The 14241-nt window shown below is 53.2% G+C and carries 16 protein-coding genes and 1 other annotated feature; of the genes, 2 read left to right on the top strand and 14 right to left on the bottom strand.

Going from position 1 to position 14241, the window contains the following annotated elements; all coding sequences use genetic code 11:
* Position 1: 1 nt before the first annotated feature.
* The 10 genes from GWK78_01900 to GWK78_01945 all read right to left on the bottom strand — a co-directional run bounded on the left by GWK78_01900 (position 2) and on the right by GWK78_01945 (position 9854).
* On the bottom strand, positions 2-1462 hold the full coding sequence (locus GWK78_01900; protein ID QHU93780.1) for a hypothetical protein: 1461 nt from the start codon (positions 1460-1462) through the stop codon (positions 2-4).
* A 22-nt stretch (positions 1463-1484) separates the two neighbouring features.
* Entirely contained in the window at positions 1485-2816 is a 1332-nt protein-coding gene (dnaB, locus tag GWK78_01905; GenBank protein ID QHU94262.1) for a replicative DNA helicase, read from the bottom strand.
* Between the two features lie 23 nt (positions 2817-2839).
* Positions 2840-4363, bottom strand: a complete 1524-nt coding sequence (gene dnaX / locus GWK78_01910; GenBank protein ID QHU93781.1) for a DNA polymerase III subunit gamma/tau — start codon at positions 4361-4363, stop codon at positions 2840-2842.
* A 93-nt stretch (positions 4364-4456) separates the two neighbouring features.
* A complete protein-coding gene (locus tag GWK78_01915; protein ID QHU93782.1) occupies positions 4457-5329 on the bottom strand; it encodes a DUF2797 domain-containing protein in 873 nt (290 codons plus the stop codon).
* A 63-nt stretch (positions 5330-5392) separates the two neighbouring features.
* Positions 5393-5908, bottom strand: coding sequence for a hypothetical protein (locus GWK78_01920; protein QHU93783.1), 516 nt, complete (start codon positions 5906-5908; stop codon positions 5393-5395).
* Positions 5909-6145: 237 nt separating this feature from the next.
* Entirely contained in the window at positions 6146-6523 is a 378-nt protein-coding gene (rplL, locus tag GWK78_01925) for a 50S ribosomal protein L7/L12 (protein ID QHU93784.1), read from the bottom strand.
* A gap of 156 nt (positions 6524-6679) precedes the next feature.
* Positions 6680-7204 (bottom strand): 50S ribosomal protein L10, encoded by a 525-nt coding sequence (rplJ, locus tag GWK78_01930; GenBank protein ID QHU93785.1) that lies wholly within the window; start codon positions 7202-7204, stop codon positions 6680-6682.
* A 93-nt stretch (positions 7205-7297) separates the two neighbouring features.
* Positions 7298-7434, bottom strand: a sequence feature (ribosomal protein L10 leader region).
* Positions 7435-7476: 42 nt separating this feature from the next.
* Positions 7477-7782: a WhiB family transcriptional regulator gene (locus GWK78_01935; GenBank protein ID QHU93786.1), complete on the bottom strand. Its 306-nt coding sequence runs from the start codon at positions 7780-7782 to the stop codon at positions 7477-7479.
* Between the two features lie 85 nt (positions 7783-7867).
* Positions 7868-8554, bottom strand: a complete 687-nt coding sequence (gene rplA, locus GWK78_01940) for a 50S ribosomal protein L1 (protein QHU94263.1) — start codon at positions 8552-8554, stop codon at positions 7868-7870.
* 451 nt (positions 8555-9005) lie between these two features.
* Complete coding sequence (locus GWK78_01945) at positions 9006-9854, bottom strand: hypothetical protein (protein ID QHU93787.1); 849 nt, start codon at positions 9852-9854, stop codon at positions 9006-9008.
* 307 nt (positions 9855-10161) lie between these two features.
* Here GWK78_01945 and GWK78_01950 point away from each other — a divergent pair, with 307 nt between their 5' ends.
* Complete coding sequence (locus GWK78_01950; protein ID QHU93788.1) at positions 10162-11451, top strand: phosphopyruvate hydratase; 1290 nt, start codon at positions 10162-10164, stop codon at positions 11449-11451.
* Positions 11452-11502: 51 nt separating this feature from the next.
* Here GWK78_01950 and GWK78_01955 read toward each other — a convergent pair whose 3' ends face one another.
* On the bottom strand, positions 11503-12063 hold the full coding sequence (locus GWK78_01955) for a threonylcarbamoyl-AMP synthase (GenBank protein QHU93789.1): 561 nt from the start codon (positions 12061-12063) through the stop codon (positions 11503-11505).
* Positions 12064-12129: 66 nt separating this feature from the next.
* On the bottom strand, positions 12130-12555 hold the full coding sequence (gene rplK, locus GWK78_01960) for a 50S ribosomal protein L11 (GenBank protein QHU93790.1): 426 nt from the start codon (positions 12553-12555) through the stop codon (positions 12130-12132).
* Positions 12556-12620: 65 nt separating this feature from the next.
* Between rplK and GWK78_01965 the strand changes: the two genes are divergently transcribed.
* Positions 12621-13190 (top strand): hypothetical protein, encoded by a 570-nt coding sequence (locus GWK78_01965; protein QHU93791.1) that lies wholly within the window; start codon positions 12621-12623, stop codon positions 13188-13190.
* Positions 13191-13238: 48 nt separating this feature from the next.
* Here the strand turns inward: GWK78_01965 and nusG are convergent, their stop codons facing one another.
* A complete protein-coding gene (nusG, locus tag GWK78_01970; GenBank protein QHU93792.1) occupies positions 13239-13784 on the bottom strand; it encodes a transcription termination/antitermination protein NusG in 546 nt (181 codons plus the stop codon).
* A 12-nt stretch (positions 13785-13796) separates the two neighbouring features.
* The gene (gene secE / locus GWK78_01975) at positions 13797-14183 is read right to left on the bottom strand and encodes a preprotein translocase subunit SecE (GenBank protein ID QHU93793.1); all 387 of its coding nucleotides are present in this window, start codon (positions 14181-14183) and stop codon (positions 13797-13799) included.
* Positions 14184-14241 lie beyond the last annotated feature (58 nt).

The raw sequence follows: 14241 nt of genomic DNA on the forward strand, positions 1-14241 counted from the left end.
GCTATTTTTTCGCCAATTTGTAGAGGTAAAAGCGGTCAGCCCGCTCGGCGTGGCTATTGGTGACGATGCGCTCCAGTGTCCAGCCGTCAGTGTTGGGGTGAGCCATTTGTTCAGCGCGGGTGATGACGAGTGTAGCGCCCCCCGTGGTTGGTTGATTGACGGCGAGTTTGTGCTTGCTATAGCGAGCGACGGTTTCGTAGAGCGGCGCCTCGTGCGGGTTAGCGACGAGAACGACGTTTTGCCTGCCGGCGATGGCTTTTTGTAGCAGTGGCAAGTCGGTGCTAAATTCATGTACGGCGCCCGAGAAATGGCGATACCCATTGGTAAAGCGGTCGAGACCCGAGAGTACCATCACACCGATGAGCGCCATCAGCATCAATAAGCCAGTGATGCGGGCATAAGGATTGCGTGGGAACAGCGAATACCATTGATTGAGCAGCGCCTCGACGCCAACCGCCAGCAGGATAAATAGCGGCAAGATGATAATGCTGGTCATCGATGGCTGCAGCACCAGTAGCGGCAAACTCAACAGCAGCCAGACGCCGATCATGTACGAACGCGCGGTGTGGTGGTGCTGGATGGTTTTGAACAGACCAAGCGTGATCAGAAATAGTGCCGAGAAGTCGAGTACCGGTGCGATCTGACCGCCAACAACGGTCGGCTTGACCCAGAAATAATGATACAGCAGCAACCGCAAATTATCGACCAGCGCCCAGCTGAGGCTGTGAATACCGACCAGTGATTTGAGTAGATCGTGATGCGTCGCGGCGAGGAAAATTGCCGGCGCGCTAGTGAGCGCGAGAACGACGATCGCTGGCAGCCACTTGAAGCGATTGCGTTTGGCGAGTAGTGCGTAGCGTGTGTGCGGGTGGATCAGCGCTACCAACAGCAGTGTCAGATGAATATACCAAAAATATGGTGTAAACAGGCTTAGGCCGACCGTCGCCGCCAGTAGCAGCCGCCACAGGGCCGAGCCCTTGGCGCGCTGAACGATCAGGCTGGCAAAGAGGAGGATGAGCGCAGCATAGGTGATGTAGAGAATGTGCGGCGTGAAGCTTTGAGCAAAGAAGATTAGCTGGCCAGTGACCGTCATGATGACCAGCGACAGAATGGTGACATTAGGTTTGAACCAGCGCCGCAGCAGGAAAAACACGGCGACGGCGGCGATGAACGACAGGATGAGCGACGGCAGCTTGATGGTATAGATGGTGACGCCAAATACACTGAACAACCCACGCTGCAAGAGGTGAAATGGCAAGTTAGTTTGAGCGAGCGATCCGAGGTGACTCGGCGAAATGGCATTGGTAGTATTAAGCGCCTCAATTTCCGCCTCGGTCACGCCGCCTGGAGCATACAAACTAGCGGCGGTGATGGCCGCACAAAATAGCACAACCAGCGCCATATAGCCTAGCCAATAGCGCCAGCGATAGACAGCCGAGTCGGCGAGTTTGTGCTTTTTCATTGGTATTGATTATATCACAATTCTAGTCATGCTTGCGATCCAGGCTCATAAAACGCAGGCGCTCTGGGTGGAAGTAGAGTTGAATCTTGCCGACCGGGCCGTTACGGTGCTTGGCGATGATGAGGTCGGTGATGTTTTGCACCTCTGGGTTATCCGGTTCGTAGTAGCCGGGGCGGTAAATAAAGCTGACGATGTCGGCGTCCTGCTCAATGGATCCAGATTCGCGCAGGTCGGCCAGCTGCGGAATCGGCGGCGTGCGGGATTCAACCGAACGGCTCAACTGGCTCAGGGCGATCAGCGGCACGTTGAGTTCGCGAGCGATTAGCTTCAGGCCACGGGAAATTTCCGACACTTCCTGAACGCGGTTGCCGTTGTGATTATTAGTGGCCTGCATCAGCTGCAGGTAGTCGACGATGATCAGGCCAATTTCGCCTTCGTGTGCTAGGCGGCGAGCCTTGGTACGCATCTCCAGAATGCTGAGGCCCGGCGTGTCATCAATGTAAATTGGCGCTTCTGCCATCTCGCCCATGGCTTCGGATAATTTCTCAAAATCATCGCCGCTCAGATTACCGGTACGAATATTCCAGCTATCAACGCCGGCCGCATCCGCCAGCATGCGGTCGGTCAGCTGTTCCTTACTCATCTCCAGGCTGAAGAACAGCACCGGCTTTTTCTCGATCGTCGCTACGTTGTACGCCAGGTTAGTCACCAGCGTGGTCTTACCCATGGCCGGTCGCGCCGCCAGGATGATCAAATCCGACTTCTGCAGCCCCGCTGTCATGGTATCCAGATCGCGGTAGCCAGTCCGCATGCCACGCAGGCTGCCCTTGTTGCGGTGAAGCTCCTCGATGCGGTCAAAACTATCGGTCAAAATGCTTTCCAGGCTGACCAAATCTTGTTTCAATGACTGGTCGGAGACGCTGAATAATTCGGCCTCAGCTTTTTCTAACAATTCCTGGGTCGTCGTCGATTCATCGTAGCCAAGCTCGGTGATGCCGCTACTGGCCTTGATCAGGCGCCGCCGCACCGCTGTTTGCGCCACCATTTCGGCGTACGCTGCCGCGTGCGCTGCCGTCGGCACGTAGTTGGTGAGTTCCGTCAAATATGCCGAGCCGCCGATGAGTTCCAGCTCGTCCTTGCGCTTGAGTTCATCGGTCAAGGTCAAGAGGTCAACCGGCTTGTGCTTTTCAAATAGCCGCATCATACCAGCGAAAATCAGACCGTGATTTTTATCGTAAAAGTCGTTAGGTTTGACAATTTCTGAGGCGTCCGCCAGGACTTCCTCGTCGATGAGAATTGCGCCGAGCAGGCTTTTTTCGGCGTCCAGGTTTTGGGGCGGCAGTTTGCCCGCCATAGTCTCGGTTTGGGTTTTTTCGCTCATGATAATTCCTCCAGGTTAACTTCTTCGCCGCCGCCCATTAGCTCGGCAATTTTCGCAAGCTCAGCGTCTTTTGGCGGGGCTTTTTGTCCGATTGTCACAATATCCAGTTCAGTGCCGGTGACTTGTTGCACAATTGTCGCAATAAGCGGGCGATTCTTCGCGTTATCCAGCTTCTTTTTATTAAAGGCATTGCCAACGTACAGAGTCAAGGTGTTGCCGTCTCGTTGCCAACTGCACTTTTGCAACAATGTCGCAATAGCGAACGACTGCTCTTTGGCCAGGGCGATGATTTTATCCCAGTCGATGTCTGCGGCGGTGGAGTCTGGTGGGCTGTCTGGTGCTGGTTGATTGCCTGCCGGGGTGGCGTCTGCTGCCGTTTTATCCGCAGAGTCGTTAGTTTGCTCCTGTTTCGGGAGGGTTTTTGGTGAATTTTCTGCTGGCTGAGCGGCTGGTGCTGGTGCTTCTGAAGTAGCTGCCGGTGACTCTGGCGCCTCTACTGGCGTTTTGGAAATGGTGAGCGGTGGTTTGGCTGTGGCTTTGGGGTTGGCGATCAACGGCGATGTATCAGCCGCCTGTTCCCCGTTGTCCATAAATATTGTCAACAATTTCAAATCTGGATGCGGATGGCGGTCGACCTCGATCAGCTGCTTGACTAATGTAATTAACTCCGGCCGCTGATGCAATCGCGCGCGCAGCAATGATAGTAATTGACGGGACAGGACGACCGGATCGGTGCCGGCTTTTTCCAGCTCGCCAAGCAAGCTCAGTGCTCCAGAAACATCGCGCTGCCGATATAACTCCAGCAGGCTTTCCAGTGTCTCTGTGGCGCTCAGTCCTAGGTACTGGGCTACGTCGGCTGAACTCAATGGTTTGTTAGCGTCCGCCAATGCTGACAATTGATCAAGCATGCTGATGCCGTCGCGAAACCCGCCGCGCGAGCGCTCAGCGATCAGCCGAGCAGCGTCCGCCTCGATGGTAAAGCCCTCCTTCTCGGCGATAGTCATCAGCTGGCGCGCCATGATGTCCGTCGGAATGGGGCGGAAGAAAAATTGCTGGACGCGGCTGAGAATGGTGGCGGGCAGCTTGTCGGCGTCGGTGGTCGCCAGGATAAAAACTACGTGCGCTGGCGGCTCCTCCAACGTCTTTAATAGTGCGTTGAACGCAGGTTTGGACAGCATGTGGACTTCGTCGATGATGTAGATTTTCTTTGGCGCGGAAACGGGCGCGACTTGCGCTTTTTCACGTAATGCCCGAATGTCGTCGACACCGTTGTTGCTGGCGGCATCAATTTCGATGATATCCAGATGTGAGGCTTCCTCGTCGTATGGCAACTGATTGATCTCATGCGCCAAAATGCGCGCCACACTGGTTTTTCCCACGCCGCGCGGACCCGTCAGCAAATACGCATGGGCGATTTTCCCCTGCTCCAGCGCTCGGCGCAAAATGTTGGTCACGTGATCTTGCCCCAACACCTCGTCCAAGCTGCGACTGCGATATTTGCGGTACAGTGCTTGACTCATACTTATGTATTATAGCGCAAAGTGCGGGATTAGTAAGCTGTTTGGCAGTTCAGGCTTTTATGATTTAGGTATAATCCTGCCCGCGGGCATGTATTAAAACAGCGCCAGCTGCGTGTTGGGTATTTCGATGTTAATGGCGCCGTCAACTGCCTGCGCCTGGTAGCCGATGAACTTTTTCACGTTGTATACCAGTAGCTGCCCGTCATAGTCGGTGATGAGGATCGGGCCGATGACGCTGACGACGACGCCAGCCATGGTTTTATGCCCCGTCATATCAATCACACTACTAAGGTCGCGGCCGTTCGTATGAAAATAATCTTCACATGTGATGAGTTCTCGGTTTGGAAAATCCAGCCCCAGTTTTTGCTGAATGCGCATCAGCGTGTCAGCTAGGGCCTGCTCCGCCGCCACAGCATCAAGCGTCCGCCTGATCAGCCCCAGTTTTTTGCTGGCGGCCACTGTTTCCATGATACCACTCAGACTGGCAACTTTTGCCTCATACTGCCGAGCAATCAAGGCCGAAGAAAACGTCTCCAGTTTCAACGCCAGCCGTGCCCCCTGTTCCAACAGTCGTCGAATACCGCGCTTTTCCTGCGAGATACCGACTTTGATAACTCCCGGCGCGAAATATGCCAGATAGACGAAGTGCGGCTGCTGATTGATTTTTTCTTGTTGTACCGACACCGAATCGGCATTATAAAATGCTGGATTAAAGCCAGTTCTGTTACGGCATTTCAAGCAGTTTCCATATTTGCCATCAACCGTGGCGCTGTCAGGACAAACCTGGCTGCAGTGATTGTCGAAATCCACCCAGCCCGTGCAGTATTTAGCAGAAAAATCAAACGCCAGTGACAACTCCTGCCCCACAATATCACTACGCTCAGTCTTGCCGTCAACCTGCCACTCCAGAAATGGCCGGTTTTCGGTATCAAAGCTGGCGTAGCTTAGCAAAAACTCCCCAGACATAGCACCATTATATCAAAAGCCGCCCGGTAACCACCCGGGACGGCCTCAAATGTCAAAAACGGTCTATAGCGGCGCTTCGACAGCTGCCCAGGTGGCGTCCGGATTGTCATCAGGGATGATGATGGTGACTTGGTCGCCGACTTCGATGCGGAAGAAGGTGACGCTGGCGAGCAGGATGCGATATTCGCGGCCGTTGGCTTCGACGTAGTAAACGCCGTCGTGCTGGACGAGCGTGCCGATGACTTGTTTGCGCGAGACCGGGCCAATTTGCTTGTAGATAAAGCTGCCGTCCTCGGCGATGGTTAATTTCAAGATGTCGCCCTCGACGAGCTTGGACTTCGAGGCGTAGTTCGCCGGGATTGGATAATTCTTGCCATCAGGCCCCATCATCATTTGGCCATCAAACACGCCCTCGATTACCTTGCCGGCAACATCGTCCGATGAGGTTTTTGGCGTGACGACTTGCCCATCATCACCAACGATGCTGATCAGCAGCTCCTTGGCCGCCGCTAAGTTGGTTTCTGCTTCTTGGATGAGCGTCCTGAGGCGCTTCACTTGCTTTTCCGGTAAATCAGACATATGGCTCGCATTCCTTGTCTATTTTTGATAGTACGTGAGAGTAATATAGCACTAATTATGTGAGTGTGCAAGTACCGCCGGCCTATTCGCATCGGCTAACGGCTCGTCTTTCCACAAGGATAACAGATAGTCGGGCAAAACTGTGGTAATTTTTACCCTTGCCAATAAAATACCGCCCGTGGTATAAGTCCCGGGCGGCATTTCTCTACGAAAACAATCGGTCGTTTCACGCAAAAATTAGCTTAACTCAACGCTAGCGCCTGCATCCTCGAGCGTCTTCTTGGCAGCTTCAGCTTCGTCCTTTGACACCTTTTCCTTGACTGGTGCTGGTGCGCCGTCAACGATAGCCTTTGACTCGCCGAGGCCTAAGCCGGTGATTTCCTTCACAGCCTTGATGACAGCGACTTTTTGAGCACCCGCGTCCTTTAGGGTGACGGTGAACTCAGTTTTTTCATCTTCTGCGGCAGTATCGCCGCCAGCAGCTGGACCAGCCACCGCAACTGCGGCTGCAGCCGGCTCGATGCCGTATTCTTCTTTCAGGTGATTTTTCAATTCGTTAACTTCTAGAACTGTCAACTTGGTCAGTTCTTCAGCCAATTTCTTAATATCAGCCATGGTATTCTCCTTAGATTATTGATTATTTATCATCTCGAGTCATCCAATCTTCAACGCCTCCTCTTTTCGCGCCGTGCGCCTTGAATGGCGCTCGGGCTGCAACGCTATACCGGAGCTTATGAAGACCGAATAACTCGAGATGATTGATTGCTAAACTTAAGCTGCAGCTTTGGCTTCGATGCCGTCCAGTAAGCCGTGCAAATTGCCGCCCAATGCGCCCACGGTATCGTGAACTGGTGAGAGTAGTTGTGCGACCACTTCGGCGATGAGCTGGTCTTTGCTTGGCAAGCCTGCCAGCGCTTTGATGTCAGCTTCGTTGATGCCGAGGCCTTCGCCTGAGAAACCACCGGCCAACTGTAGTGCTGGATGTGTCTTTGCAAACGTGTCCAAAACTTTGGCTGGCATGACCTCGTCTTCCGCGCTGATGGCGTAGACCAACTGGCCAACCAGGAGGTCAGTGTCGGTTTCTTTGTAGGTGTTGACGCCCTGCAATGCTACGCGTACCAAGCGGTTTTTGACAACCTTGATGACAACGTTTGCTTCGCGGGCAGCCTTGCGCAGCTCTTGCAATTCAGCCACGCTCAGACCCTGGTACCGCGCAAATGCCGTACCTTTGGCGTCTTTCAGAAGCTCGGTTAGTTCAGCAACCAAAGTTTGTTTTTTATCGCGTGAAATTGCCATAAAAATCCTTTCTTTGATTGGTTCTTGTGTGATTCGACCGATTTGTTAACGTGCGGTAATGGAGAATCTGGTTCTTGTTTACCCAAGTTTTAATCGAGCAAATAAAAACGTCTTTGATTCTCGCACTACCAAAGACGTGATTAAAACAGTTTTGTTTCATCCCTCGGCGGCATTTTTACATCTGTTTTTATACAAATCGCCGCTGTCTTTGGTAATGTTCCTTAGAATTGTAGCAGAAATGACAACGGGATGCAAGACGATTATGGGTTAATTTATGAATTTTTATGTATACGATGGCGGGTTTGTGTATTTCTGCTGCGTCGAGATAGCTTCTTCCTTGCCTCTGGTGTCATGCCGCCCCAGATGCCATATTTTTCATCGTTCTCAATCGCGTGATCAAGACAGTCATCCTTGACCTCGCATTTACGGCAAACTGCGAGAGCGTCTTTGGCGTATCGTTTATCTTTAGATTCTGGAAAGAACGTGTCTGGGTCACTTCCGAGACAGTTTGCCTCATTACGCCAGTTAGCGGTGGCAGCTTCGGACTGGTTCTTAGTATTTGGCAATAATTCACTCATTGGGTTATTATATCATACTACACGGTTATTGCAATATAAAACGCGCCTCAGGTGTGAAGCGCGTTTTATATTAAACAGGCCAACTTTACAGTGAAGTTTCAACCTTTACGCTCGGCCCCATGGCGGTGACGACAGCGATAGATTTGATATAAATGCCCTTGAGGCTGGATGGCTTTTGGGCGTTCAGGCTGGCGAGGAAAGCGCGGGTGTTTTCTGCCAGTTTGCCGGCGCCAAATGACACTTTACCGATCGCCAAGTGGACGATGGCCTGCTTGTCGACGCGGTACTCGACCTTGCCGGCCTTGGCTTCAGACACGGCTTTGGCGACGTCGGTAGCGACGGTGCCGGACTTTGGATTTGGCATCAAACCGCGCGGGCCGAGTAGCCGGGCGTACTTGCCAAGCTTTGGCATATATTGCGGCGTGGCGACCAAAATATCAAAGTTCAGCTCTTCCTTGTCCAGCTGCTTCAGGAATTCCTCGTCGCCGATGATGTCTGCGCCAGCTTTCTTAGCAGCGGCATGTTCGGTTTCCGGTGCGAAAACCGCCACGCGAACGTCTTTACCGGTGCCGTGCGGTAGTGCTACGGTCGAGCGGACGTTCTGGTCGGCTTGGCGCGGATCGACACCCAAGCGAACGTGGATTTCAACGCTGGCGTCGAACTTGACCGGGCTGGTCTCAGTCGCCAGTTTCAGTGCTTCGTCGAGGCTGTATAATTTACTTTTCTCAATCTTCTTCGCAGCTTCCTGATATTTCTTGCCGCGGCGCTCCAGGCGCGGGCGCGTAATTGGCTTCGGGCCTTTCTTAATATGTGCTTCGGTGTCGTCGGATTGCGGCGTGGTGTCGCCGGCTTCTTTGCGAGCTTCCTTTTCGGCCTTAGCTTCGGCTTCGTCGAGGGCTTTTTGGCTGCGTTTGCCGGCCTTGGCAACGACAGCCTCGCGCTCGGCGATGACGTCTTTGTCTTTAGTTTCGTGCGGCTTGCTGCTCTCAGGTGTGCCTGATTCAGCTTCGGCAATTGCTGCCTCAATCTCGGCGATGGTATTCTTGTCGCTGACTGCTAATTGTAGTTCTGCTGCTTTTTCCAGCAGCTCGGCTTTCTTGGCCATACTAATCCTTTCTGTGGTACAAGCGGCGACTCGCCACCCCGGGCGAATCTGCCTCCCAGCATTGATTTGATTGATAGTGGAATTATACCTGAAATAATGCAGTAAAGCAACTAGGGGTTTATGCTGCGAAAGTATCTGTGTCGCCGCTGTCATGGCGCATTAACTTCGAGAGGAAACGACGGTCTGGGATAACATGAATAGTGCTATCGCCATCGTCCAGCGAAAGGGCAACCCGCGGAGCTGGCTCATCATTGGCGTGGTCGGTAATTACACTAAAGCCGGTGGATCTCATGTCGTTAAATTTACTATACGGAAGTCTAACCCCCTCACTTGTAAATGTAGACCCTTCACCGGAAAACGACCCACTCTTACAGAAATCTTCGCCCAATTGCTGAGTCAATGTTTGAACACCCCAGGCGATTATCGCAGCACGGTCAGCGGGTGAGCCGGCATATTTGGCGGTATTTTCTATGTCGAGTATTGTCTCGTGTATCTCGGGATTTGTGGCTTGAGCCGAAAAATAATTTGCTAGCAAATCAGCTGGTAGATGAACATCAAATTGGAGAATATTGCCGATTGTCGCTTGGGAGAGTGGAAAATGATGCGTACCTCCACAGGAACGAATGGCCAATGCTGCCAGCGTTCGCGAGTGATCATTGACTGTAAATGTTTTAGCCTCTGGTAACAGGAGCTCTCCTTTTAGTTGGCGGACAGCTAGCTCATCGCTCTCAGTAACATTTGTGATAGTCACTGGCGAGCCGATGTAGTCGTCCGGAAAGTGTGGGGTGATGTGCCGCTTGATTATGTTTTCGGGATCCCTATCCGGCGAGAGGTGCTCTCCTCTCTTCGTTACTTCTGTTTTGGCAGCAAGTGCGTCATTAGCCTCATCAACTCCTCGCTGAAAGCTTGGACTGCTCAGGATAGACAGTCCATCGGCTATTGGTGAATGATGACGTCTTTCTCCCATAATTAACTACAAGTGTAGATGGGAACACGTTATTCTGCAAGTAGTTTGATATATTTGCAATGTAGCGGGCCGTTTTGATGAGATCGATGAGTCTGGAAATTATGTACTGCAGTTGGCCGAGAAGTGTCCCGGTCCAACGACAGCTCGATTTCGGGCAAAGACGGGTCGCTTAGTAGAGGTGACGGTGTGTGATAGCGCTGCACTGCCTTGGCAAAGTAGCGGAGAGGGAAACATAGAGCCTGTACGAGTGAGGCGAAGGTCGTAACCCGCTTGCCCCTGCTCTTTTATCTCTGCTACAATAGCGAGTATGAACAATATCACAATCACAGACATTCACGCACGACAAATTTTAGATTCTCGGGGCAATCCGACGGTGGAGGCCGATGTTCGGCTGAGCGATGGCTCGTTCGGGCGGGCGGCGGTGCCGTCGGGCGCCAGCACTGGTTCGCACGAGGCGGTCGAGCTGCGTGACGGCGACTTGGCGTATGGTGGCAAGGGCGTGCTCAAGGCGGTCGAGCATGTCAACACCGAGATCGCACGGGCGCTGCGCGGTATGGATCCATTTGCGCAACATCGGGTTGATGAGCGGATGCGGCAGCTGGACGGTACGCTGAATAAAGGGCGGCTTGGAGCGAACGCGATCCTAGCGGTCAGCCTAGCAGTTGCCAAAGCGGCGGCTGAGTCTAAGGGTATTGAGCTTTTCGTCTATGTCAATCAGCTGGCCAATGCCGGCACGATGAGCCTGCCGATGCCGATGATCAATGTGATGAACGGCGGGCAGCACGCGCTTGGCGCGACTGATATTCAGGAATACATGATCATCCCAGTTGGTGCGTCGACGTTCGAGGACGCGATGCGGATGAGCGCCGAGGTGTTTCATGCGCTGGCGAAGGTGCTCAAGGCCGAGGGCTACCCGACGACTGTTGGTGACGAAGGCGGCTACGCGCCACATGTGCGCGGCGGCAATATGGAGCCGGTCAAGCTGCTAGCACGGGCGATTCAGCAAGCCGGCTATAAGTTGGAGCAGGACTTTGCCTTTGCTCTTGACGTGGCCTCGAGCGAATTCCATGAGGGCAGTGGCCAGTATCGGCTGGAGACGGAGCATCGCACGCTGGATGTGAATGGCATGATCAAGATGTACAAACAGCTGCGGGCTGAGTATCCGGTGGTGTCAATCGAGGATGGGCTGGATGAGGAAGCCTGGCACGACTGGCAGACGCTGACGACGGAGCTTGGTTCGACGACGCAGCTGGTTGGTGATGATCTGTTGGTGACGAATGTAATGCGACTGGACCGGGCGATCGCTGAAAAGGCTGGCAATGCGATTTTGATCAAGCCAAATCAAATTGGCACACTGAGTGAGACCATTCAGGCGGTGATGATGGCGAAAAAGGCTGGCTGGAATACGGTGATGAGCCACCGCTCGGGTGAGACCGAGGACGTGACAATTGCTCATCTGGCGGTCGGACTCGGTACGGGCCAGATCAAGACCGGCTCGATGTCGCGCTCAGAGCGTATCGCCAAGTACAACGAGCTGATGCGTATCGCCGAGATGCGACCAGAGCTAGAGCTGGTGCGGCCGTTCAAGCAGTCGTAGTTCATAGGTTACGAGACAAGACGTCGGGCGCCTGGTTGGCTGTAGTGGAAATTATTGCCGCAAGGCAACCAGCTGCCCGTCGTCAGTAAATGTGATGATCCGTGAAGGCATTACCCCCTTAATTTCCCCGCTGTCGACATAGACAGCCACCTGATCGCCAAAATACGCGATCGCCTCGTTGATTGTGGCGGCTGGTGGCTGCCCTGCGAGGTTGGCGCTTGGTGCGAGTAGTGGGCCAACCAGTCGAATCAGCTCGGATAATGCTGTCTCTGGCGGCACGACCCGAAAGGCTAAGGTTGCATCAGTACGCACCAGGTGCGGCATAAAGTCGGGGCTGACCCTGGCGGCAATAGTGGTCGGCCGTTCGCAGTACAGCTGGTCATAGATATGTCGCTGCTTGGTGGTGAGTTCGGGAATGTTGTTGGCGCTACTAAGCAGGATGATGCAGGATTTAGTATGATCACGCTGGCGTACGCGGTACAGCTCATCAACTGCCCTCGGGCTATCAGCTCGAGCGAGCAGGCCATAAATGGTGTCAGTCGGTGCCACGACGAGTTTGTCAGCTCGTAGCGCCTCGATAACGGTGGTATCAAGTAAACTTTTGGTAATCACCAAATGATTATACCACAATAAAATTGCTCCCACGGCAGGGAGCAATTTTGGATGAACAGGTGTAAATTAGGCTGCGACCTCTACGCCCATCGAGCGAGCGGAACCAGCAACGACTTTCATCGCGCCTTCGATGTCGATGGCGTTTAGCTGATCCATTTTTGCTTCAGCAATTTCCTGAAGCTGAGCGCGAGTGATTGTGCCGACCTTCTCGGCGTGCGGCTTGCCTGAACCCTTTTGAATGCCGGCTTTTTCGCGGATCATGTCATCGACTGGCTGACCAAGCGACTTCCACGTAAAGGTGCGATCTTCAAACACCTGAATGTGGACGATAACGTCCTTGCCCATCATATCTTTGGTAGCGTCGTTGAATGGATTGATGAAATCCATCATGTTCAGCCCCCACTGACCGAGGGTTGAACCGACTGGTGGTCCGGCGGTTGCTCGTCCGGCAGGGATGCGTAATTTTAGATTACCGATAACTTTCTTTGCCATAGTTTCCTCTTATTTTTCCGTGCGTAACCACTGTATTATAACGAAAATTGTGCTAGAATACAAGCATGAACGCTCGCAGCATCAAGCCAGTTCGTCGCCTTATCAATATGTTTGGGGCGCTCGCTTACAGCCTGTTGATTTTCACGTATGCGGTTATCGTCGGTGCCGGGTTGTTGTGGCTGACGCGTAGTGGCCTACTCATGCAGCTCGGTGTATCGCCAGAGACAGTCCAGCCGGCGCCCGCCCCGCCCACTACGCCGAGCGATACGACGCCTCGTGCGGTACCGTTTCTCCTTCAGGTGGTGCAGCTGGTGTTGATGTCGGTAATGACGGTGGCGGTTTTGGGTGTGGTGGTGATGCTACCGTATTGGCTGGGGCGCTGCGGCTCGTATCTGTTGAAGCGCAGCATTCGATTATGTCACAGCCAAGTGACGCTGGCGACCCTGTTGTTCGGCAAGATATTGGCGTGCGGCATCGGGACGGTGCCAGTGCTGATCATGGCGATGTATGATGCTAGGCAGTGGCCGATCGCGGCGGTGCTACTCGGGATGATTACGGTGGCGCTAGTCCTCTTTGCTACGCAACACTACCTCGCCAAAAGTAGCGAGGTAATTGAAGCCAAAGATGTCTGGTAGCTCGACCGGTGTATCGCTGCGCGGCCAGATGATCAGGTGATCAGGCGGCTAGACTTTCTTGACCTGTAATGCGTCCAGCTCGACCGGCGTATCGCGGCCAAACATGCTGACCATGACCTTGATCTTGCCCTTGACGGCATCAATTTCTGCAATTGACCCATCAAAGCCCTTGAACGGCCCGTCAATGATGGAGACCACTTCGCCGACCGAGAAATCAATCTGATGCTTTGGCTCTTCGACGCCCATACGCTTTTTGATCTTGGTAATTTCTTTGTCGGACACCGGTGTTGGCGTGGTGTCGGCACCAACGAAGCCAGTCACGCCCGGTGTGTTGCGGACAATGTACCACGTCTCGTCGGTCAGCTTCATCTCGACCAGCACATATCCCTGAAAGATCTTGGCATCGACAACCTTGCGTTTGCCGTTTTTGATCTGAATTTGCTTTTCTTTCGGCACCATGACGTCAAAGATTTTGTCGGCCATGTCGACGCCGTTGATGCGCTGGCGGATGGATTCAGCAACCTTTTCCTCGTAGCCCGAGTAGGTGTGAATGGCGTACCACGAGCGAGTTGAATCGTAGCGATTTGATGACATAAATTCCCTTTCCTATTTCAAAATTTGATTAAAGCCCCAGTTAAAGCCGGCGTCAAGCAGCAATATCAGCACCACGAATATCAACGTAAACACCAGCACTGCCGCCGTCATGCTCCAGGTTGCTGAGCGAGTCGGCCAGCGCACCAGCTTGAGTTCCTGCCACGCGCCCTTGAAATAGCCAACGTCACCTGATTTTTTGGTGGATTTTTTGGCCGTGGTTTTTGGCTGTTTGGGTGACGTGCCGGTCGCTGTCACCGTTTTTTTGGTGGTCTTACTGGTGGTTTTTTTGGTGGTTGTGGTTGCTTTTGATGTATGTGGTGACGGCTGCTTCGTCTCGTCATCTTTCGCGGTGATGCGGCGAACCTTCGTCTCTGATCCTGCTGCGTTTTTTTGTGCCATAGTTTCTCCCAATTTAAAAGTCTGCTTCTTAGCAGACTGTCAAGTCTATTGTAGCGTG

The organism is Candidatus Saccharibacteria bacterium oral taxon 488, from assembly GCA_010202845.1.
GTDB lineage: Bacteria > Patescibacteriota > Saccharimonadia > Saccharimonadales > Saccharimonadaceae > Nanosynbacter.

Bases quoted from the DNA above. Each gene is read 5' to 3' on its own strand.
- GWK78_01900 (QHU93780.1), bottom strand. From the start codon at position 1,462: ATGAAAAAGCACAAACTCGCCGACTCGGCTGTCTATCGCTGGCGCTAT.
- dnaB (QHU94262.1), bottom strand. From the start codon at position 2,816: ATGGCGGGCAAACTGCCGCCCCAAAACCTGGACGCCGAAAAAAGCCTG.
- dnaX (QHU93781.1), bottom strand. From the start codon at position 4,363: ATGAGTCAAGCACTGTACCGCAAATATCGCAGTCGCAGCTTGGACGAG.
- GWK78_01915 (QHU93782.1), bottom strand. From the start codon at position 5,329: ATGTCTGGGGAGTTTTTGCTAAGCTACGCCAGCTTTGATACCGAAAAC.
- GWK78_01920 (QHU93783.1), bottom strand. From the start codon at position 5,908: ATGTCTGATTTACCGGAAAAGCAAGTGAAGCGCCTCAGGACGCTCATC.
- rplL (QHU93784.1), bottom strand. From the start codon at position 6,523: ATGGCTGATATTAAGAAATTGGCTGAAGAACTGACCAAGTTGACAGTT.
- rplJ (QHU93785.1), bottom strand. From the start codon at position 7,204: ATGGCAATTTCACGCGATAAAAAACAAACTTTGGTTGCTGAACTAACC.
- GWK78_01935 (QHU93786.1), bottom strand. From the start codon at position 7,782: ATGAGTGAATTATTGCCAAATACTAAGAACCAGTCCGAAGCTGCCACC.
- GWK78_01945 (QHU93787.1), bottom strand. From the start codon at position 9,854: ATGGGAGAAAGACGTCATCATTCACCAATAGCCGATGGACTGTCTATC.
- GWK78_01950 (QHU93788.1), top strand. From the start codon at position 10,162: ATGAACAATATCACAATCACAGACATTCACGCACGACAAATTTTAGAT.
- rplK (QHU93790.1), bottom strand. From the start codon at position 12,555: ATGGCAAAGAAAGTTATCGGTAATCTAAAATTACGCATCCCTGCCGGA.
- GWK78_01965 (QHU93791.1), top strand. From the start codon at position 12,621: ATGAACGCTCGCAGCATCAAGCCAGTTCGTCGCCTTATCAATATGTTT.
- nusG (QHU93792.1), bottom strand. From the start codon at position 13,784: ATGTCATCAAATCGCTACGATTCAACTCGCTCGTGGTACGCCATTCAC.
- secE (QHU93793.1), bottom strand. From the start codon at position 14,183: ATGGCACAAAAAAACGCAGCAGGATCAGAGACGAAGGTTCGCCGCATC.